At 74.3% G+C, this 18,646-nt stretch carries 21 protein-coding genes; 5 read left to right on the top strand and 16 right to left on the bottom strand.

Annotated elements, in window-relative coordinates:
* Positions 1–135: 135 nt before the first annotated feature.
* The 3 genes from HTZ77_RS17165 to HTZ77_RS17155 all read right to left on the bottom strand — a co-directional run bounded on the left by HTZ77_RS17165 (position 136) and on the right by HTZ77_RS17155 (position 2,046).
* Complete coding sequence (locus HTZ77_RS17165; protein ID WP_175590590.1) at positions 136–519, bottom strand: hypothetical protein; 384 nt, start codon at positions 517–519, stop codon at positions 136–138.
* 694 nt (positions 520–1,213) lie between these two features.
* A complete protein-coding gene (locus HTZ77_RS17160; RefSeq protein ID WP_175590589.1) occupies positions 1,214–1,624 on the bottom strand; it encodes a hypothetical protein in 411 nt (136 codons plus the stop codon).
* A 137-nt stretch (positions 1,625–1,761) separates the two neighbouring features.
* Complete coding sequence (locus tag HTZ77_RS17155) at positions 1,762–2,046, bottom strand: hypothetical protein (protein ID WP_175590588.1); 285 nt, start codon at positions 2,044–2,046, stop codon at positions 1,762–1,764.
* A gap of 621 nt (positions 2,047–2,667) precedes the next feature.
* Here HTZ77_RS17155 and HTZ77_RS17150 point away from each other — a divergent pair.
* On the top strand, positions 2,668–3,279 hold the full coding sequence (locus tag HTZ77_RS17150; protein ID WP_175590587.1) for a GNAT family N-acetyltransferase: 612 nt from the start codon (positions 2,668–2,670) through the stop codon (positions 3,277–3,279).
* Between the two features lie 307 nt (positions 3,280–3,586).
* Here the strand turns inward: HTZ77_RS17150 and HTZ77_RS17145 are convergent, their stop codons facing one another.
* Together HTZ77_RS17145 and HTZ77_RS17140 are read right to left on the bottom strand one after the other, a co-directional pair.
* On the bottom strand, positions 3,587–4,360 hold the full coding sequence (locus HTZ77_RS17145; RefSeq protein WP_175590586.1) for an alpha/beta hydrolase: 774 nt from the start codon (positions 4,358–4,360) through the stop codon (positions 3,587–3,589).
* A gap of 208 nt (positions 4,361–4,568) precedes the next feature.
* The gene (locus HTZ77_RS17140) at positions 4,569–5,432 is read right to left on the bottom strand and encodes a helix-turn-helix transcriptional regulator (RefSeq protein ID WP_175590585.1); all 864 of its coding nucleotides are present in this window, start codon (positions 5,430–5,432) and stop codon (positions 4,569–4,571) included.
* A 160-nt stretch (positions 5,433–5,592) separates the two neighbouring features.
* Here HTZ77_RS17140 and HTZ77_RS17135 point away from each other — a divergent pair, with 160 nt between their 5' ends.
* Positions 5,593–6,354, top strand: coding sequence for an SDR family oxidoreductase (locus HTZ77_RS17135; protein ID WP_175590584.1), 762 nt, complete (start codon positions 5,593–5,595; stop codon positions 6,352–6,354).
* Between the two features lie 22 nt (positions 6,355–6,376).
* Here HTZ77_RS17135 and HTZ77_RS17130 read toward each other — a convergent pair whose 3' ends face one another.
* From HTZ77_RS17130 to HTZ77_RS46235, 3 genes are all read right to left on the bottom strand, one after another.
* Positions 6,377–7,630: an acyltransferase family protein gene (locus tag HTZ77_RS17130; protein ID WP_175590583.1), complete on the bottom strand. Its 1,254-nt coding sequence runs from the start codon at positions 7,628–7,630 to the stop codon at positions 6,377–6,379.
* A 71-nt stretch (positions 7,631–7,701) separates the two neighbouring features.
* Positions 7,702–8,601: an oxidoreductase gene (locus tag HTZ77_RS17125; protein WP_175590582.1), complete on the bottom strand. Its 900-nt coding sequence runs from the start codon at positions 8,599–8,601 to the stop codon at positions 7,702–7,704.
* Positions 8,602–8,873: 272 nt separating this feature from the next.
* Positions 8,874–10,229, bottom strand: coding sequence for a TetR/AcrR family transcriptional regulator (locus HTZ77_RS46235; RefSeq protein ID WP_235994770.1), 1,356 nt, complete (start codon positions 10,227–10,229; stop codon positions 8,874–8,876).
* Between the two features lie 110 nt (positions 10,230–10,339).
* On the opposite strand from HTZ77_RS46235, the gene clpX reads away from it, so the two are divergent.
* The gene (gene clpX, locus HTZ77_RS17115; RefSeq protein ID WP_175590581.1) at positions 10,340–11,599 is read left to right on the top strand and encodes an ATP-dependent Clp protease ATP-binding subunit ClpX; all 1,260 of its coding nucleotides are present in this window, start codon (positions 10,340–10,342) and stop codon (positions 11,597–11,599) included.
* A 13-nt stretch (positions 11,600–11,612) separates the two neighbouring features.
* On the opposite strand, the gene HTZ77_RS17110 is transcribed toward clpX, so the two are convergent.
* The 3 genes from HTZ77_RS17110 to HTZ77_RS17100 are packed head-to-tail and all read right to left on the bottom strand — an operon-like array spanning position 11,613 to position 13,338.
* On the bottom strand, positions 11,613–12,089 hold the full coding sequence (locus HTZ77_RS17110; RefSeq protein WP_235994769.1) for an SRPBCC family protein: 477 nt from the start codon (positions 12,087–12,089) through the stop codon (positions 11,613–11,615).
* Complete coding sequence (locus tag HTZ77_RS17105) at positions 12,086–13,168, bottom strand: winged helix DNA-binding domain-containing protein (protein ID WP_328808628.1); 1,083 nt, start codon at positions 13,166–13,168, stop codon at positions 12,086–12,088. The genes HTZ77_RS17110 and HTZ77_RS17105 overlap by 4 nt, the downstream gene beginning before the upstream one ends.
* Entirely contained in the window at positions 13,165–13,338 is a 174-nt protein-coding gene (locus tag HTZ77_RS17100; RefSeq protein WP_175590580.1) for a hypothetical protein, read from the bottom strand. The genes HTZ77_RS17105 and HTZ77_RS17100 overlap by 4 nt, the downstream gene beginning before the upstream one ends.
* Here HTZ77_RS17100 and HTZ77_RS17095 point away from each other — a divergent pair, their 5' ends adjacent.
* Both HTZ77_RS17095 and surE read left to right on the top strand, forming a co-directional pair.
* Positions 13,339–14,055 carry a poly-gamma-glutamate hydrolase family protein gene (locus HTZ77_RS17095; protein ID WP_175590579.1) on the top strand — a complete coding sequence of 239 codons (717 nt, stop codon included), beginning with the start codon at positions 13,339–13,341 and terminating at the stop codon, positions 14,053–14,055.
* A 163-nt stretch (positions 14,056–14,218) separates the two neighbouring features.
* Positions 14,219–15,088: a 5'/3'-nucleotidase SurE gene (surE, locus tag HTZ77_RS48230; RefSeq protein ID WP_175590578.1), complete on the top strand. Its 870-nt coding sequence runs from the start codon at positions 14,219–14,221 to the stop codon at positions 15,086–15,088.
* Positions 15,089–15,146: 58 nt separating this feature from the next.
* Here surE and HTZ77_RS17085 read toward each other — a convergent pair whose 3' ends face one another.
* From HTZ77_RS17085 to HTZ77_RS17065, 5 genes are all read right to left on the bottom strand, one after another.
* The gene (locus tag HTZ77_RS17085) at positions 15,147–15,557 is read right to left on the bottom strand and encodes a hypothetical protein (RefSeq protein WP_175590577.1); all 411 of its coding nucleotides are present in this window, start codon (positions 15,555–15,557) and stop codon (positions 15,147–15,149) included.
* Positions 15,558–15,559: 2 nt separating this feature from the next.
* Positions 15,560–16,102 (bottom strand): dihydrofolate reductase family protein, encoded by a 543-nt coding sequence (locus HTZ77_RS17080; RefSeq protein ID WP_175590576.1) that lies wholly within the window; start codon positions 16,100–16,102, stop codon positions 15,560–15,562.
* A gap of 106 nt (positions 16,103–16,208) precedes the next feature.
* Positions 16,209–16,853: a response regulator gene (locus HTZ77_RS17075; RefSeq protein ID WP_175590575.1), complete on the bottom strand. Its 645-nt coding sequence runs from the start codon at positions 16,851–16,853 to the stop codon at positions 16,209–16,211.
* Complete coding sequence (locus HTZ77_RS17070) at positions 16,844–18,007, bottom strand: sensor histidine kinase (protein WP_175590574.1); 1,164 nt, start codon at positions 18,005–18,007, stop codon at positions 16,844–16,846. The genes HTZ77_RS17075 and HTZ77_RS17070 overlap by 10 nt, the downstream gene beginning before the upstream one ends.
* On the bottom strand, positions 17,991–18,608 hold the full coding sequence (locus tag HTZ77_RS17065; protein ID WP_175590573.1) for a DedA family protein: 618 nt from the start codon (positions 18,606–18,608) through the stop codon (positions 17,991–17,993). The genes HTZ77_RS17070 and HTZ77_RS17065 overlap by 17 nt, the downstream gene beginning before the upstream one ends.
* Positions 18,609–18,646 lie beyond the last annotated feature (38 nt).

The following is an 18,646-nucleotide window of genomic DNA, read 5'->3' as shown; positions in this document are numbered from 1 at the left end:
GGAGCGTAACGGACCTCAAGCATGAAGTCCAAATCAAATTTGGAGTACGTTGCAAAATTTGCGCCCCCGACTCCTCAGCCAGCCCACGACCCCGGGAGAAGCGACCCTAACCGGGAGAACGGTGACGACGACTCCCTAGCCGGCAGGGTCCGGCTCTCGCACCGCGCCTCCCGCCCGGCCACCACGCCCGGGATCGCCCCGCCCCGGATCGCCGGGCTCCCGAGCGTCCGCCCGGCCGCCGGGCTCCGGCTGCTCCTCGGCCACGGCCTCGCGGATCCAGGCGGCCACCGCCCGCCCCAGCAGCGAGCGGTGCGTCCCCGCCCCAGCTGCCTGCTCCCCGGCCAGCGCCAGTCGCACGGCCCGCGTCACCTGCCCGGCCACGACGCAGGTCGTGGTGGCCGCGCCGAGCACGACCCACAGGTTGTAGCCCTGGGGCAGAAGCATCACCACGAACGTCACATAGGTGACGAGCACGCCGACGAACACCACCGTCCACGACACCGCCTGCTCCCCCGGCACACGCTCCCTCCGCCGCCGAGTCCCGGACGGGGCGCGCCCCCGGCTCCTGCGCGCGGCGAACCTGCCGCGAGCGTGCGCGGCCGTGACGGCGGCGCCGACGCCTCGCGCGGGCGAAGCGGATGACGTGGTGGACGGTGACGTGGATGTGGCCATAACGCTGCCCTCCCGGCGTTCAGCTTTTCCCTGGCCCGAGTGTGGCATCCCGCCTCGCCCCGCGCCACGAGCCCGGATCGGCCATTGTCCTGGAAATGCGGATAACAGCGGACGGCGTTATACGGGTCCGACGCGAATTCCTTTCTTCTTTCCCGGTGGATTCACCCGAAAGAAAGCTTGCTCTTCTGCGGGAAACGATGACCCTTCCGGGTGATGGCGCCCCCCATGCCGCCGACCTGGGCACATGAGTGGATATATCGGGATCCGCTCTCCCGATCAAACGGACTCTTTCCGCGAAGCGGCAATGCGAGGCCGGGCGGCCCGAGGATTTCACGGAGGCAAGGAGGGGCAGGGCGTTCCGCGTTATCAGCCGATCGAGAGGGCGACGACCATGCCCTCTCAGGTCACATTGGCGGCGCTTTTCCCCGGATAATCGCCGGGCGGATATCGGGCGTCATTCTCGCCTTGCCGCCCGGCGTGTCGCCGGACACCCCCCGACATCATTCTTCACGCTGCGTAGTCGTACAATGACGAGAGGTGATCACATTGTCGTCCGCCGCTCGATATACGCGTGACAGGATCGCCACAGCACGCCGTCCCAGTTCATGTTGTCGTCGCACCAGCGCCGCGCCAGTTCCCTGACGTCCCCCGGCCGCGCGGACGCGCCGGAGGGCGGGGACGACGGCACGGCCGCCTGACCGCGGCCGCCCTTCCGCGCCCTGGAGCGATGGGCCGCCCCGCCGTCGTCACGCCGGACGCGACGCTCGCGCCCCTTCCCCTGACGCTCGCCGCCCTCCTGCCGGTGCTCGCCGCCCTCCTGTCGGCGCTCGCGGCCCTTCGTTTGGCGCTCGCCGCCCTTCGCGCGATGCTCGCCGCCCTTCCCCGGGTCGCGGAGCGCGACGTCCCGCGCCCGCCCCGGAAGCGCTTCCCCTTCATTCCGAGGCATGGTCACGTTCCCACGCTCCCGCGGCACGGTCGTCACTCCCTGGGCCCAGGGTGCGGTCGCACTCCCCTGACTCCGGGACGCCCCTGCCTCCCCTTGCGTGCCCGTCCGGGGATCGGGCGACGGCTGCCGCCGGGGAGACGGCGTCACCGCCCGCGCGGCGAGGGAGCTCCGACCACGCCCGCCGTCCCGCGCGACCTCCTGGGCGGCCGGATGCCCGTTCCGGGGACGGATGTCCTCACGCGCCGCGCCCCCGCGAGCGTCGCCGTCCTCGGCTCGGGCGCCTCCACGAACGTCACTCCTGCCGGCCCGGGCGCCTCCACGACGGCCATCGGCTCCGGGCCCCCGGCGATCGTCTCCTCTGGCGGCGCGGGCGTCACCGCGGGCGTCGCGCCGCCCCCGGCCACGAGCCGGGCCGTGCGCGCGAGCATGCCGCCGGGCTTCGGCGCGGGCCCGCGCCCCGGGCGTGCCCGCCCGGCTGTCCGCCCCCTCAAGGCCCGCGTCGCCACCCGTCGAGGGCGCCGGTACGGCGGGCGACGCGAGCGTGGCCGCACCGGACCCCCTGGCCTGCGCTTCCGGCGCGCCCGCCCCCGGCGGATACAACCCCAGCCAGGCCCCCAGCGCGACGGACACGGCCGTGACCGCCAGCGTCGCGACCGTGACCCGGTCCACGCCGCGCGGCGGCTCCGGCTCGTACACCGGGAACGGCGGCACGGGCGTCACCCGCCGCGACGCGGACGGAGGTCGGTCAGTGTCCTGCTCGTGATTCACCGGGTCGGCCACGTAAGGATCATATGAGTGACGATGTGACTACGGTCCGTAGCTTTACGTGGCCTTTGACCCGCGCGTCACCGGCGGCCACATCACCCGGCGGCGGTTTGCCGTGATCGTCGGGAGGCTGTTAGGGTCGCTCCGGCGCGAGGTACGCGTGCACTTCGGGACGAGGAGGTTGATGAATATGGCTGCCACAGGCCGTCATCGGCATGCCCTCATCCCGGTTCCGCGCGTCTAGGACGCGGACCGGTCGTTCGATCACGACCAGGAGTGTCACCATGTCTTCTTCCACGCAGTCCTCTTCCCAGCCCGCGGCGTCCTCCGGGGAGTCCCCCGCACCCGCCGCCGAGCCGATTCCCGACCTGACCACCTCCCGCCTGATCCTGCGGCCCTGGACCGTCGCGGAGGTCGAGGCCGTCGTGAGCGGAGACCGGCTCGCCCACTGGGCCGCCGACTTCCCCTCCGAGGGCGACCACGTGATCGCCGGGCTGTTCGCCGAGCGTCCCGCTTGGCTCGGCCCCTACGGTCACCGTCAGGTCGTCGAGCGTGACGGCGGGCTGGTGGTCGGGTCCATCGGCCTGTTCTGGCCGCCGTCCGACGGCGAGCTGGAGCTCGGGTACGGGATCGTGGAGTCCCGGCGGGGACGCGGCTACGCCACCGAGGCCGTCCAGGCCCTGACCGAGTTCGCGTACGCCGCGCCGGGCGTCAAGAGTGTCCACGCCACCGTGGAGCCGTCCAACCCGCCGTCGATCCGGGTGCTGGAGAAGGCCGGCTTCCAGCGATGCGACGACGGCCCGTCCCCGGCGGACGAGAGTGCGTCCCCGGCGGACGAGAACGGCGAAGGCGGCGTGGTGCTCCGCTACCAGGCGCCGCCACCGGCCGCACGCTGATCACTGCGGGCCGACGGGGAGGCATCCCTCCTCGTCGGCCCGCTGATCGTCACAGGCCGGCGGGCAGACATCCCTGCCCGTGGGCCCGCTGACCACCGCAGACCGGCGGGGAGACATCCCTTCCCCGCCGATCCACTGATCGCCCCGGCCGACGAGGAGACACCCCTGCCCGCCGGCCCACTGACCACCGCAGACCGGCGGGGAGACATCCTCCTCCCCGTCGGTCAACTGATCGCCGCGAACCGGCAGGAAGAGACCCCGGCCGGTTCGCGGCCTCATCGACCGTCCGGCCGGATCGGCGCGGACCTCAGTCGGTGAAGCCGCGCGACCGCAGGAAGACGGCGCACCGGCTGGTCCAGTCGCCGACCACCGGGTCTTTCTCCGCGAGCCCCAGCCCGTGCGTCCCGGTCGGGTACACGTGCGCCTCCACCGGCACCCCGTGGCGGGCCAGCGCGCTCGTCAGGAGCAGGGCGTTGTCCACCGGCACCGAGGCGTCGTCGGCGGTGTGCCACACGAACACCGGCGGCGTGTGCGGCCCCACCCGCCGCTCGATCGACAGCTCGGCGGGATCCCCGGCCTCCTGCCCGGGGCCGAGCAGGTGCTCCACCGACCCGGCGTGGGCCGCGGGCCCGGTCAGGGTGACGACCGGATAGCACAGCACCGCCAGGTCCGGGCGCCCCTCATGAGCGTCCACCTCGTCGTGCGGGCCCTCCGCGAGCGCCGGTCCCGTCTCGGTCGCCACCAGCCCCGCCAGGTGCCCGCCGGCCGAGAAGCCCAGCACCCCGACCCGCCGCGGGTCCACCCCGTGGTCCGCCGCGTGGGCCCGCACCCAGCGCACCGCCCGCGCCGCGTCCAGCAGCGGCAGCGGATGGCGGTGCGGCGCGACCCGGTAGCGCAGCACGAACGCGGCCACGCCCAGCGTGTTCAGCCACCGCGCCACGGGCTCGTTCTCGTGCTCGGCCAGGCGCATGTACCCGCCGCCCGGCAGCACCACGACGGCCGCCGTGGGCCGTCGCGACCGCACCGGGTACGCGATGATCCGCTCGTCGGGCTCGCTCGGCCACAACCGGTGCCCGCTCACGCCGCCGCCTTCACGAGCCCGCCGTCGACGCCCGTACCCACGACCTCACCGCCGCCCGACCCGGCACGGTCCAAGCCAACGCGGTCCGACTCACCGCCGCCCGGCCAGACGCCGTCACCGCCCGCCACCACAGTGTCCCCGCACACGCTTCCGCCCTTCACGATGCCGCCCTCCGGAGGGTTCGCCGGGACACCGTACCCGGCCGTGATCACGACGCCGGGAGGGAGGGGGCGGCCGACCAGCTCGCCAGGACCGCGAGCTTCTCCGCGGCCTCCGTGCCGGGCGCGGCCGTGTAGACGACCAGCATCTGGTCCGGGTCGCCGGGCAGCGTCAGCCCCTCGAAGCCCAGGTCGAGCCGGCCCACGACCGGGTGCAGCATCCGCTTGACGCCGAACGTCTTCTCCTTCACCTGGTGGTCGGCCCACAGGCGGCGGAAGTCGTCGCTGGCCAGCGACAGCTCGCCGACCAGCGCCGCCAGCCGCTTGTCGCGCGGCCGCCGGCCGGCGTCCAGCCGCAGGAAGGCCACCGTGTCGGCGGCCACCGCGGGCCAGTCCAGGTAGAACTCGCGCGCGGCGGGGTTGAGGAAGGCGTCGCGCGCCTGGTTGAGCCCGCGTTCACCGAAGCGGGACCGGCGCTCGGAGAAGCCCATCACGGCGTCGCCCAGGGCGTTCCAGGCCAGCACGTCCATGCAGCGGCCCAGCAGGAACGCCGGCCCGCTCACCGATTCCACGACCAGCCGCGTCCCCGGCCGGACCCGCTGCCCGGCCGCCCGGGTGCGGGCCTCCTGGGGTGGTTCCTGCCGTTCCGGGCGGGCCAGGTCGCGCAGGTGCGCCTGCTCCACCTCGTCCAGCCGCAGCACCCGGGCGACGGCGTCGAGCACCGCGTCCGACACGCTCTGCCCGCGGCCCTGCTCCAGGCGGATGTAGTAGTCGACGCTCACCCCCGCGAGCTGCGCGACCTCCTCGCGGCGCAGGCCGGGCACGCGGCGGCGCCCGTACGGCTGCAGGCCGAGCTCCTGCGGCTGGATGCGCGCCCGTCGCGAACGCAGGAAATCGCCCAGATCACTACTCATGGGGCACAGCCTAGGCAAACTCCTGAGCGTCCAGCCTGGTACTGCCAGACCCATGATGAGCCTCACCCTGGGTACGACGGCTCGGACGCCGCAGGATCGTCACGTCGGCCGGCCACGAGGCCCGGCGGACGCGAAACCTTGCGAACAGGAGCAAACCACCATGAGCTACGACACTCTCTCCACCCGCACCGCCGTCGTCACCGGGGCCGCCAGCGGCATGGGCGAGGCCACCGCCCGTCTCCTGGCCGCCCACGGCGCCCGCGTGGCCCTGCTGGCCCGGCGGGCGGAGCGGCTCGACGAGCTGGCCGCCAAGATCACCGCCGAGGGCGGCCGGGCGCTGGCGGTGACCGCCGACGTCACCGACTCCGGCAGCGTCGCCGCCGCCGCGGCCCGGATCCACGAGGCGTTCGGGCCGGTCGACCTGGTGGTGAACTCCGCGGGCGTCATGCTGCCCAACCCGATCACCGAGGGTCGCGAGGACGAGTGGGCCCGCATGATCGACACGAACTTGAGCGGGGCGCTGCGCGTCATCCGCGCCTTCGTCCCCGACCTCGTCGCCGCGGCGGCCGAGGGCCGGACCGCCGACCTGGTCAACGTCTCCTCCATCGGCGCCCACGTGAGTTTCCCGAACTACGCGGTGTACGGGGCGACCAAGGCGGCGCTGACGCACCTGTCGGCGACGCTGCGCACCGAGCTGGGCGGCCAGGACGTGCGCGTCACCAACATCGAGCCGGGCCTGACCTCCACCGAGCTGGCCGACCACATCGACAACGCCGAGCTGAGCGGCCAGCTCGACGGGATGCTGTCCGCGATCGGCGCGCTGGCGGCGGAGGACGTGGCCGACCTGATCGCCTACACCACCAGCCGCCCGCGCCACGTCAACCTCCGCCAGCTCGTGGTCCTGCCGACGCGCCAGGCGTGAGACGGCCCCGCCCCGTGACAGGCTACGAGCCCTTTCCCGAGGCCGGGGGCTCCTCGGGGAGGCCCTGCGGCGGCCGGCGGGCGCCGGCGGCGAGGCGCCTGCCGAGCCGCTGGGCCGGAGCCTCGACCAGCCGCCAGGTCAGGGCGCTCAGCCCGAGGAGCAGCGCCACCACGCCCGCCAGGACGGCCAGCCGCGGGCCCAGCGGGACGGTGGCCGGCTCGGGCCAGAACCACTCGACGCTCTCCAGCAGCAGCGGGTGCAGCAGGTAGACGGAGTAGCTGACCAGCCCGAGCCAGGCCAGCGCCGCCGGCACCCTGCGGTGCCGCAGCGCCATCCCGGCGGCGAAGGTGATCCAGGCGGCGGCCGTGGCCGTCTGCAGGGCGGGCTCGTCGCGCCCCAGCCAGAGACCGGCCAGCGGCACCAGCGCCACCCAGCCGGCCCGGCCCCAGGTGATCTCGCCCCGCTCGGCCCGGTACAGCGCGGTGCCCGCGAACATGGTGGCCAGGATCAGCAGCCCCTGCCACGGGCCGGGATAGCTCTGGTTGACCAGCAGCAGCACCAGCACGGTCGCCCCGAGGAAGACCGCGCCCGCGCGTCGTATCCCGGCCGAGCCCCTGAGCACCGCGGCCAGGGACGCCGCCAGCACCGCCGTCACGACCAGCACGGACGTCAGCATCCGCCCCGCCCCGCCGGCCGACAGCAGCGCGACCGGCAGGGCGCCACCGCCCAGCACGGCCACCGCGGCGAAGCCGAGCGCGCCGGTGAGGCTCGCCCGGTGCGCGCCGAGGGTGAACATCGCGGTCAGCAGCAGGTAGAAGGCCATCTCGTAGGAGAGGGTCCACAGCACGTTGACCACGTTGGGGACGTACAGCAGGTTCTGCAGCATCGTCAGGTGGCCGAGGGCCATGGAGACCGGCCGGGAGCTCCACCAGACGTGGGCGTCGTCCCAGCCCACCGCCGTGAGCAGCGCCATGCCGGCCACGCCCACGGCGAACAGCGGATACAGGCGGAAGAACCGTGAGATCCAGAAGTCCCGCACGCTGCCGCGCCGCTCCAGCGACGCGGGCACGATGTAGCCGCTGACCAGGAAGAACACCATCACCCCGTACCAGCCGGGGTCGAAGGCCGCCTTGACCGGGTCGTGCGCCTCCGGCAGCAGCGGCCGCAGGGCGTGCTCGAGGACCACCACCATCGCGGCGACGCCGCGCAGCCCGTCGAGCCAGGCCATGCGCCGCCCGGTCCGCCGCCCCGATTCCGCCGCCGGAAGAGTGAGCATCCGGCGATCGTACCGGCGGGCGGGCGACCGCAAGCCGGACCATGCACGCGAGCCCCGGCGCCCGCCCCAGGTCAGTGGTCGCCCGACAGGAGCGCCAGTTCGGCGTCCGAGAGCCGCAGAGCGCCCGCGGCCACGTTGGCGGCCAGGTGCTCGGGGTCGCTCGTTCCCGGGATGGCCAGCACATGGGCCCCCTGCCGCAGGGTCCACGCCAGCCGGATCTGGGCGGGGGTCGCGCCGTGCGCCCGCGCGACGGCGAGCACCGTGTCGCTGTCGGTTCCGGTCGCGCCCGCCTCGCGCCCGGCGCCGGCGATCGCGAAGAACGGCACGAAGGCGACGCCCTGCTCCCCGCACGCCCGGACGAACTCCTGGTCGGCCGCGGGCGCCCCGATGCCGTAGGGGTTCTGCACGCAGACCACCGGGGCGATGGACCGGGCCTCGGCCAGTTGCCCGGGCGTGACGTTGGAGACGCCCAGGTGGCGGATGAGACCGGCGTCGCGCAGGCCGGCCAGGGCGCCGAAGTGCTCGGCGATCGAGCCGGTCCGCCGGCTCGGGGGGACGCGCAGGTTCACGACGTCCAGGTGGTCGCGGCCGAGCTGGCGCAGGTTCTCCTCGACCTGGCCGCGCAGTTGCTCGGGCGTGGCCCACCACCATTCGCCCGAGGGGTTCCGGCCCGGCCAGACCTTGGTGACGATGACGAGGCCGTCCGGGTACGGCGCCAGGGCCCGGTTGATGAGCTCGTTGGCCGAGCGCAGCGACGAGAAGTAGAACGCGGCGGTGTCGATGTGGTTGACGCCCAGGTCGACGGCGCGCCGGAGCACACGGACGGATCGTTCGCGGTCGCTCGGCGCGCCCATGTCGAACGGGGCGCTGCCCGTGAGGCGCATCGCGCCGAACCCGACTCGGTTGACGGTCAGGTCGCCGAGTTTCCAGGTGCCCGCGGAGGCGGCGGACACGGTGGTGCTGTCGAGCATGGATCTCCTTTGGTGCGCGATCGCGGGAAGGCGGGCCGGTTCACGGCTTCGGCCGGGGGACGCCCGCAGTGGGGGCGCGGTGGCCCCGGACATGAAAAAAGCCTCCTCGGCGGACGTGGTCCGGGCCGAGAAGGCTCAAGTGATGGAACAGATCATATCAGGCGGACCGAGGACGCGCGGAACCGCGGAGCCCGCGGAGCCCGCGGAGCCCGCGGAGCCCGCGGAGCCCGGGGAACCGAGGACCCGCGGAACCCCGGAGCCTTGGGGAACGGCTACACGGCGGCGAGGCGGACGCCGGTGGCGATCGCGTGGCAGGCGCCGGGGCCGTCGGCGCGGGCGACGATCCGGCCGTCCCGCACCCGCACCGCCGCCACCGTCCCGTCCGTCACCGCGGGCACTCCGGCCGCCGCGGCCAGCGCGCCCGTGGCGTCGTACGTCACGCGCAGCCGGGGCCACGCGCCGGGCGGGAACGCCTCGCGCAGGCAGCGGGTCACGTCGGCGAGCACGAGCCGCGTCAGCGGCGCGGACTCCGCCGGATCATCGCTGACCAGGGCCACGGTCACCGGCACGCCGGGCGGCGCGGCCCGTACGGCCTCCTCGGCGGCGGCGGCCTCAAGCGGCCCGAGCACCGCCACCACGCCGTCCTCCGCCGTCACAGCCGTCGCCGCGAGGTCACCGGCCCGCGCCGAGCCGACCCGCGCCGAGCCCGCCCCTCCCTCCACCGCGAGGTCGCCACCGGGCGCGATGGCGCCACCGGGCGCGATGGCGCCACCGGGCGCGATGGCGCCACCGGGCGCGATGGCGCCACCGGGCGCGATGGCGCCACCGGGCGCGAAGCCCGGCCAGGGAGCATCCCGCCAGGGGGCGTCGGCCGGCCAGGGGGCGTCGGCCGGCTGGACGGGCGGGACGTGCGGCGGCGGGGTCCACCGGTCGTCCAGGTCCAGCCCAGCCAGTTCGTCGCACACCGCGACCAGGTCGAACGGCTCCACGAAGCCGGGCGCGGCGACGGCCAGCTCGCTCGCGCCTCTCAGCGTCATCAGCGCCGCCTCGGCCACCCGCACCCGGCGCCCGCCTCCCGCCACCCCGGCCCCGGCCCCGGCGAGCCCTGGGGGCAGACCCCCGGCCCCGGCGTCCCCCTCCAGGAGATCGCCGCGTTCCAGGGCGTCCATGCGCTCCAGGGCCAGCCCGAGCAGCAGCGCGTCGAGCCGGCGCAGCCCCGACACCACCGCCCGCAGCCGCTCGTCGGCGAGAACCTCCGGCATGAGGTCCACCGGCAGGCGCCCCTCGCCGGCCGGGTCACCCGGGTCGCCGCGGCCGCCGCTCACCAGCGGCAGCCGCGTCACCCAGGCCCGCGCGAACGCCCCGAGCGCCTCCCGCGCCGTGCGCGCCCGGGCGGCCTCCCCGGGAACGGGTTCGGCGGGGCTGGACAGCTCGGCCAGGACCGTGAAGTACAGGGCCCGCTTGCCGGGGAAGTTCGAGTACACGGCTCCCCGCGTCAGCCCCGCCCGTGCGGCGATGCCGTCGATCGTGGCGCCGCCGAAGCCCCGCTCCGCGAACTCCCCCCGCGCCGCCTCGAGCACCTTCGCGCGGTTGAGTCGTTGCAGCTCCGCCCTGCTGAGCCGGGCCATCGTCCTCCCGTCGCGCGCGTTTGCGCCCTGTCCGCGACCAAGATACCGTCGCCATTCAGATGATGGCATCATCTGATCTTGGAAGAGCGAGGCGCGAGGAGGCGGTGCGGATGGCGCCCGGGCTGAAGTGCAGGTTCTGCGGCAGGAGCCAGGCCGAGGTCAGGAAGCTCATCGCCGGCCCGGCGCAGATCTGCATCTGCGACGGCTGCGTCGCGCGGTGCACCGAACTCCTGGGCGAGGAGGCCCGCGCGGAGGCCGCGGAGACGGCCGCCCGGGAGGAGCCGCCGCCCGCGCCCCGCGACCTCCACGCCTTCCTCGACCAGTACGTCGTCGGCCAGGACGCCGCCAAGACCGCCCTCGCCGTGGCCGTCCACAACCACTACAAGCGCGTCCGGCACGGCCGGCTGGGCGAGGTGGAGCTGGGCAAGTCCAACATCCTCATGATCGGCCCCACCGGCTCCGGCAAGACGTACCTGGCGCAGACCCTGGCCCGGGTGCTCGGCGTCCCGTTCGCCGTGGCCGACGCCACCACCCTCACCGAGGCCGGCTACGTCGGCGAGGACGTCGAGACCATCCTGGCCAAGCTCATCCAGGCGGCCGGCCACGACGTCGCCAGGGCCGAGACCGGCATCGTCTACATCGACGAGATCGACAAGATCGCCCGCAGGGGCGGCAACCCGTCGATCACCCGAGACGTCTCCGGCGAGGGCGTCCAGCAGGCCCTGCTGAAGATCATCGAGGGCACGACGGTGAGCGTCCCCTCGCCGGGCGGGGGCAGGCGCCCCGACCAGGACCACGTCCGGATCGACACGACCGGCGTGCTGTTCATCTGCGGCGGGGCCTTCGACGGGCTGGAACGCGTCGTGGAGGCCAGGACGGGCCACGGCGGCGCGGGCTTCGGCGCCGTCCCGCGCGCCCGCTCCGGGCCCGGCGCCGGCTCCCTGACCGGGGTCATGCCGTCCGACCTGATCGCCTACGGGCTCATCCCCGAGCTCGTCGGCCGCCTGCCGGTGACCGCGACGCTGGAGCGCCTGGACCGCGAGGCGCTGGTGCGCGTGCTGACCGAGCCCCGCAACGCGCTGCTCGGGCAGTACCGCAGGCTGCTGGAGATGGACGGCGTGGAGCTCGACTTCACCCGCGGCGCGGTCGAGGCGATCGCCGAGCAGGCGCTGCTGCGCCGCACCGGCGCCCGCGGCGTGCGCGCGATCGTCGAGGAGGTGCTGCTCAACGTCATGTACGAGGTGCCGGGACGCGAGGACGTGGCCCGGGTCGTGGTGACCCGCGAGACCGTCCTCGGCAACGTCAACCCGACCCTGGTGCCCCGCGAGCCCGGCGGCCGTGACGCGGGACCGCGCGAGAGGTCGGCCTGACGGACGGCGTGGGTCACTCCACGAGGCGGGCCAGGCGGCGCAGCGACAGCCGCGCCATCGCGTCGGCGAACGGCCTGGCCAGCGGCCACAGCAGCCGCCCGAGCGCCCCCAGCGGCAGGTCCAGGTCCTCGGCCCAGATCACCCGGCTGCCGCCCCCGTACGGCCGGATCCGGAAGACGCCCTCGCCGCGCACCAGCCGCCCGGTGTGGCGGACCCGCACGAGCCCCGGCGGTTCCCAGCGGGTGATCGTCATCGTGTCGAGGAACCCCAGCGGTCCCACCCCGGTGAACGCCTCCACCTGGTCGGGCCCGCTGCGCCGGGCGGTGGTGAGGAGCATCCACTCGTGGTGGCGCGGCCAGTCGGTGAGCACGGCGAAGACCCGTTCGGGCGGCGCGGCGACCAGCACCGCCGCCCCCATCCGGGCCCCGCTCACCCCCTGTCTCCCGGCCCGGCTCCCGCTCGTCCGGTGCCCGCCTGTCGCGACGCTCATGAGCCGATCCCCCTGACCTCGTGCCGGTCCGCCTTGGCCGGTTCGGCGAAGGCGAGCAGCGCCAGCGCCTCGGCCCTGACCTCCTCCACCTGCCCCGGCGTCAGCGGCGCGAACGGCTCGACCGTGACCACCGGCCCCTCGCGCTTCCAGACCCCGCGCACGAACCCGTCGGCCAGCACCGTGCCCAGCACCTGCCCGTTGATCGTGATGACCGTCCTGCGGTGCTCGTCGGAGATGATCCGGGTGCGGTCGGCGTGGCCGAGCAGCACGTTGTCGAACGGCGCGACCAGCCGCACGGGCGCGGGCACGTCGGCGCCGGGACGCGGCGCGTCCGGCAGGTCGAACAGCTCCCGTCCCTGCTCGTCGCGGAGGACGACGAGCCGGGGACGCAGCCGCTCGACGATCTCCCGCAGCCCGGTCAGGCCGGACCACGCCTGGGCGTCGGCGACCGTGGCGGGCCCGAAGGCGGCCAGGTAGCGCAGCACCAGCCGCTCGGGCGACGGCTCGGGGTGCGGCGGCCGTCCCAGCCAGTCCTCCATCGCCGCGTACGCGGTCCGCCCAGCCTTGCCCCACACGGCGCGGGGCGGCACCTGGACGAGCGGCACCACGCAGCGCACGGCCACCGCGAGATCGTCCGGCGCGGCGGCGGGGAAGCGCTCGGCCAGGTGCGCGCCCAGCTCCGCCGACGTCAGGGGCCGCTCCGCCAGGGCCTGGCGGATGGTCTTGGCCAACCGGTCGGCGTCCACGCCCTGGAGGGAACGGCCGTGGGCGAGGTTCAGGTGGCGGTCGAGGAGCGGCTGCGTGAGCGGGCGCAGGGTCAGGGCGTCGGCGGCGGTGACGAGGTGGACGGTGCCGCGCATGAGCACCATGCGCACCGCCTCACGCTCCAGCAGCGGCCGGGCCAGCTCGTCCGGGGTGAAGCCGTCCAGGCGCGACCACAGGCCGAAGTACGGGGGGAAGGGGGCCTGGGCCTGCAGGCCGACGAGGTGCTCCACGGCCTCCAGGGCGGGCATGGCGTGCCGCCGGAGCAGCAGCTGGCGGGCCAGGGTCGCCCGGTTGAGCTCACGCGTGCTGATCACGGGCCACAGCCTAGGCGTTCGGCCACGCCGCCGAGGAGGGAGGACGGGCCGCCGAGAAGGCAGGCCACGCCGTCGAGGAGGGGGCCGGGCCGCCGCGCGAGGGCCTCCCTGTCGTGGCCGAGCCCGTACGCGGCATGATGGCCGTCGGAAAGATCGTCGGAAGGTGCCACGTGAAGAGAATCCTGTCCATCGCCGTCGCGAACGCGCTCGTGATGAGCCTCGCCCCCGCCGCGCTCGCCGAGTCCGCGCGGCCGGCGGCGCCCGCGGAGGCGCGCGACGTCTACGCCGACTATGCCGAGCTCTCCGCCCACGAGGTCGAGGGCAAGGACTACCGGCGCGTCCTGCGCGTCCCCCGCGGGGCGAAGGTGGCGCACATCGCCATCCACGGCGGCGCCATCGAGGCGCCCACGTCGCAGCTCGCCGACCAGGCCGCGGGCCGCAGGGACGCCTATTACGCGTTCGAAGGCATCAAGGCCACGGGCAACAGCGCCCTGCACATCACCGCCACGCACTTCGACGAGCCCCGGGCGCTGAAGGTGGTGGCGGGGGTCGACCGCACCGTCTCCTGGCACGCGGCGTCGGGCTCCGACGCCACCACCTACGTCGGCGGGCGGGACACGGCGCTGATCAGGAAGGTCAAGGCCGAGCTGCGCGCCGCCGGGTTCGCGGTCTCGGCGTCCGTCCCCGAGGAGATCGGCGGTGACAGCCCTGGCAACATCGCGAACAGGAACCGCAGGGGCATGGGGGTGCAACTGGAGATCAGCCGGGGCCAGCGGGAGCGGTTCTTCAAGGACGGCAGGCTGGAGCGCGCCTGGGTCGAGAACCCCGCGAACCGCACGAAGGCCTTCTACGCGTACGTGGCGGCCGTCGACCGCGCCGTCGGCTGAGCAGCGACCGACGGCGTTCACTCGGGGTTCACCTGGGGTTCATCTGGGGTTGGTTGAGGGGGTTTGCAGGTAGTCCGGCGGGGCGGGGCGCACATACCGTCCAAGCCGTCACGTAGGCGAGCTCCGCCACGTGTCGGCACCGGTGCTCGGCAAGGAGATCCACGTGTTCAAACGCCTCGCCCTCGTCCCCCTCCTCCTTCTCTCGTTCCTGGCCACGGGCACCGCCCCGGCGCAGGCGCTCCACCGGGAGCCCCTGCGCATCCTGCTGACCAACGACGACGGTTACTCCTCGACCTACCTCCACCAGCTCCGCGAGGCTCTGGAGGCCGCCGGGCACGAGGTCACGGTCGTCGCCCCGGCCGCCGACGCCAGCGCCTCCGGCACCCAGATCAACGCCAGGTTCGGCGGCACGATCGAGGCCGGCAAGCAGGACCACGGCTGGGCCGTCGGCGGCAGCCCCAGCGACGCCGTCTCCTTCGGCACCCGGGTCCCCTTCGCCGGCGACCTGCCCGACCTGGTTGTCTCCGGCCCGAACCCGGGCGAGAACGTCGCGGCCGCCGCCACCTACTCCGGCACGGTCGGCGCCGCCATCACCGCCGTCGTCGCGGGCGTCCCCGCCATCGCGCTCAGCGTCGCCCGCGACGGCAGCGCCGTGCCCAGCGCCGCCCGGTCGATCGCGTTCACCGTACGGCTGGTGAACCGGCTGGCGGCCACCGCGAACGGCGGTCCCGTGCTGCCGGCCCGCACCGCGCTCAACGTCAACTACCCCGTCACGCCCAACGGCACGGTCAGCCTCGCCCACCTGGGCACCTCGCTGCCGTACGGCGCCGGCTACACGCCCGCGCCCGAGGCGTGCCCCCTGTGCTACCGCATCGTCCCGATCGCCGACCCCGGCCCCGACCCGGTGCCGGACGCCGACCGCACGCTGCTGGCCGCCGGCAACGTCACCATCACCCCGCTGGACGGAAGCTGGGAGGCCGGCTCGGCCACCGCCACGGCCATCCGCTCCCGCCTGCGCTCCCTCACGCCCTGACCCGAACCCCTCGATCCGAGCCCTTCGACCAGAGCGTCCCGCCGCACGGGCGGGGCGCTCAGCGGCCGCCCGTGAACGGCGCCTCGCCCTCCTTCAGCGGACGGAAGCGCAGCGCCGACCAGACCTCGTCCACGGCCACCTGCCCGTTGGGCCGCAGGCCGTACTCGCCGACGATCGGCCACAGCGTGTCGCGGTTGACGTCGGACCGGTTGCCCTTCGGGTAGGCCACCCACAGCACGGACGGGCCGGTCAGCGCGTCGCGGTGCTCGTCCAGCAGCCGCCGGGCCGAGGCGGCGTCGGCGGCGAAGACCACCGCGACGTCCGCCTCGCCGAGGCTCTCCGCGTGACGGGCGCCCTCGGGCAGCGGCTCGACCAGGCTCCGGTGGGCCGGGTCGGAGACCCAGACGACGGTGCCCGGCTTGACCAGGAGCTTGGCGGCGACGGTCTTGGTGCTGGTGGTCGTCGGCATGGTCAGGCCCTTCCGTAGGTCGCGTGGATGACGCCGGTCTCCAGTGTGCGGCTGTCGAGGAGCCGCAGCGGCACCTGCTCACCGTCGGTGAACAGCTTGGCGCCCCAGCCCACCACGATCGGGTGGATGAGCAGGCGCAGCTCGTCCAGCAGGCCGCCGGCCAGCAGCGAGCGCACCAGCGTGGGGCTGCCGGTGATCGAGATGTCCTTGCCCGGCCGCTCCTTGAGCTCCTTGAGCGCGGCCGGGACGTCGCCCCGCACGATCGTGGAGTTCTGCCACCCGGCCGTGCGCAGGGTGGTGGTGACGACGTGCTTGGGGGTGCCGTTCATGTAGCCGGCCAGGTCGGCGGCCTGCGGCTCGGGGTTCGGCCAGTAGGCGGCGAACTCCTCGTAGGTGCGGCGGCCGAGCAGCATGGCGTCGGCCTCCTTCATCTGGTCGCCGATGATCTGCGCCATCTCGTCGTTGAGGTACGGGAAGTGCCACTTCTCCGGCGACTCCACCACGCCGTCCAGCGAGACGAACAGTCCCGCGACGATCTTCCGCATCCGTGTCTCCTAGGTCCGTTTCCGAGGTGCCCCCACCGTCTCACCGACAAATTTTTTTGTCAAGGGTGCCGTGCTTCACGGAGGACCCGCCCGCGAGGCGCCCGGGTCAGGACTCCAGGAAGCGCAGCACGGCCAGCACCCGGCGGCTGTAGCCGGTGACGTGCGAGAGGCGCAGCTTGTCGAACAGCGCGTTGACGTGCTTCTCCACCGCGCTCTGCGACACGTGCAGCTCCTGCGCGATCGAGGCGTTGGTCAGGCCCTGCGCCATCCGCTCCAGCACCTCGCGCTCGCGGGCCGTCAGCCGGGCCAGCGGGTCCACCTGCGTGGTGCGGGCCAGGAGCTGGCGCACCACCTCAGGGTCGAACGCCGCTCCCCCCGCCGCCACCCGCTCCAGCGCGTCCAGGAAGTCGGCCACCTGCGCCACCCGGTCCTTCAGCAGGTAGCCGACGCCCTCGACGTCGCCGCTCATCAGCTCGGCCGCGTACTTCTTCTCGACGTACTGCGACAGCACGAGCAGGCGCACCCCCGGCCACCGGCGGCGGATCTCCAGCGCCGCGCGCAGCCCCTCGTCGGTGTGGGTGGGCGGCATGCGCACGTCCACGACCACCACGTCAGGGGCGTGCTCGGCCACGGCCTCCACCAGCGACGCGCCGTCGCCCACGGCGGCCGCGACCTCGTGCCCCTCCTCCACCAGCAGCCGGATGAGACCCTCGCGCAGCAGGGTCGAGTCCTCGGCCAGAATCACCCGCACGGCAGCTCCGCCACGATCGTCGTCGGCCCGCCCGGCGGGCTCGCCACCTCGAAAGTCCCGTCCAGCGCCGCCACCCGGCGCGCCAGCCCCGACAGGCCGCTGCCGGCCGGGTCGGCGCCGCCCGCGCCGTCGTCCTCCACCCGCACGACCAGCGCCGCGCCGTCGCGGCGGACGTCCACGGCGATGCGCGCCGAGCCGGCGTGCTTGGCGGCGTTGGTGACGGCCTCGCACACCACGAAGTACGCGGCCGTCTCGACCGCCATCGGCGGCCGTTCGTCCAGGTCGCAGGCCACGGCCACCGGCACGCTCGACCGCTCGGCCACCCCGGCCAGCGCGTCGTCGAGGCCCAGGGCGTCCAGCCCGCTCGGGTACACCCGCCAGGCCACCTCACGCAGCTCGGCCAGGGCGCGCTGCGCCTCCTCGTGCGCCTGGTCCAGCAGCTCCGGCCGGCCTCGCCGGGAACGTCCGATCAGCATCGACAGGGCCACCAGGCGCTGCTGGAGCCCGTCGTGCAGGTCGCGCTCGATGCGGCGCCGCTCGGAGTCGACCGCCGCCACGATCCCGGCCCGGCTCTCGGACAGCTCGGCGATCCTGCGCTCCAGCGCCTCGGTGCGGTCGGGCGCGAGCACCGCCCAGGCCAGGCGCCGCTCCACCGCGTACACGCCGATCATGCCGGAGACGTCGATGAACAGCATCACGATCCCGGCGACCACCAGGTAGGTCACCACCAGCGGCGTGGGCACCATGCCGTCGAACGGCTCGCCGCCCAGCCACGCCCGCAGCGCGGCGACCGCCATGGCGGCCCCGTACACGAACAGCGTCACCACCAGGCCGCCCAGCACCCCGACCGGCAGCCGCAGCGTCAGGAACCGCAGCGCCCGCGCGCCGGCGAGCCGCGCCCGGTCCTCACCCGCGCGCCCGGCGGGTCCGGCGGGTCCGGCAGGTCCGGCAGGCTCGGTGATGAGGTCCAGGGCGGCCGGGTCGAGGTGCAGCCGGCGCACCTCCAGCCCGGCCAGGCGGACCGCCGCGCCCGAGACGTTCGGATGGCCGAGGAACGGCAGCGCCAGCAGCAGGAACACCGCCTCCAGCAGGGCCGTGACCGCCCCCAGCACCACCGCCCCGGCCACCCGGGCTCCCTCAGCGACGGGACGCATGCCGCCCCTTGCGCCGCTCGGCCAGCCGCACGCCGACGAAGACCAGCACCGCGACGACGACCAGCGCGATCACCACGTTCGTGCCGACGCCGACGTAGGTCTCCACCAGCTCCCACTGCTCGCCCAGCAGGTAGCCGGCCATCACGAAGACGGTGTTCCAGGTCAGGCTGCCGGCGCTCGTCAGGGCCAGGAACGTCGTGAGCGGCATCCGCTCGACGCCCGCCGGGATGGAGATGAGGCTGCGGAACAGCGGCACCATCCGGCCGAAGAACACCGTCTTGCGGCCGTGCCTGAGGAACCACGCCTCGGTCCTCTCGACGTCGGCGGGCTTGACCAGCGGCATCCGCGCGGCGATCGCCAGCACCCGGTCCCGGCCGAGCAGGGCGCCGACCCAGTACAGCGCGAGGGCGCCCACCACCGAGCCCAGCGTCGTCCACACCAGCGCGTCGATCAGGTCCATCTCGCCCCGGCTCGCCGTGAAGCCCGCCAGCGGCAGGATCACCTCGCTCGGCAGCGGCGGGAACAGGTTCTCCAGCGCGATCGCGATGCCGGCCCCCGGCGCCCCGAGGTCCTCCATGAGTCCAACCACCCAGTCAGTCATGCCCTTAAGGCTATGGATGATCGAATATGCCAGTAATG

This window comes from Nonomuraea montanisoli (assembly GCF_013363975.1).
GTDB classification, from domain to species: domain Bacteria; phylum Actinomycetota; class Actinomycetes; order Streptosporangiales; family Streptosporangiaceae; genus Nonomuraea; species Nonomuraea montanisoli.
Note: the sequence above shows the minus strand (reverse complement) of the source record. Positions and strands in the feature narration are given on the sequence as shown.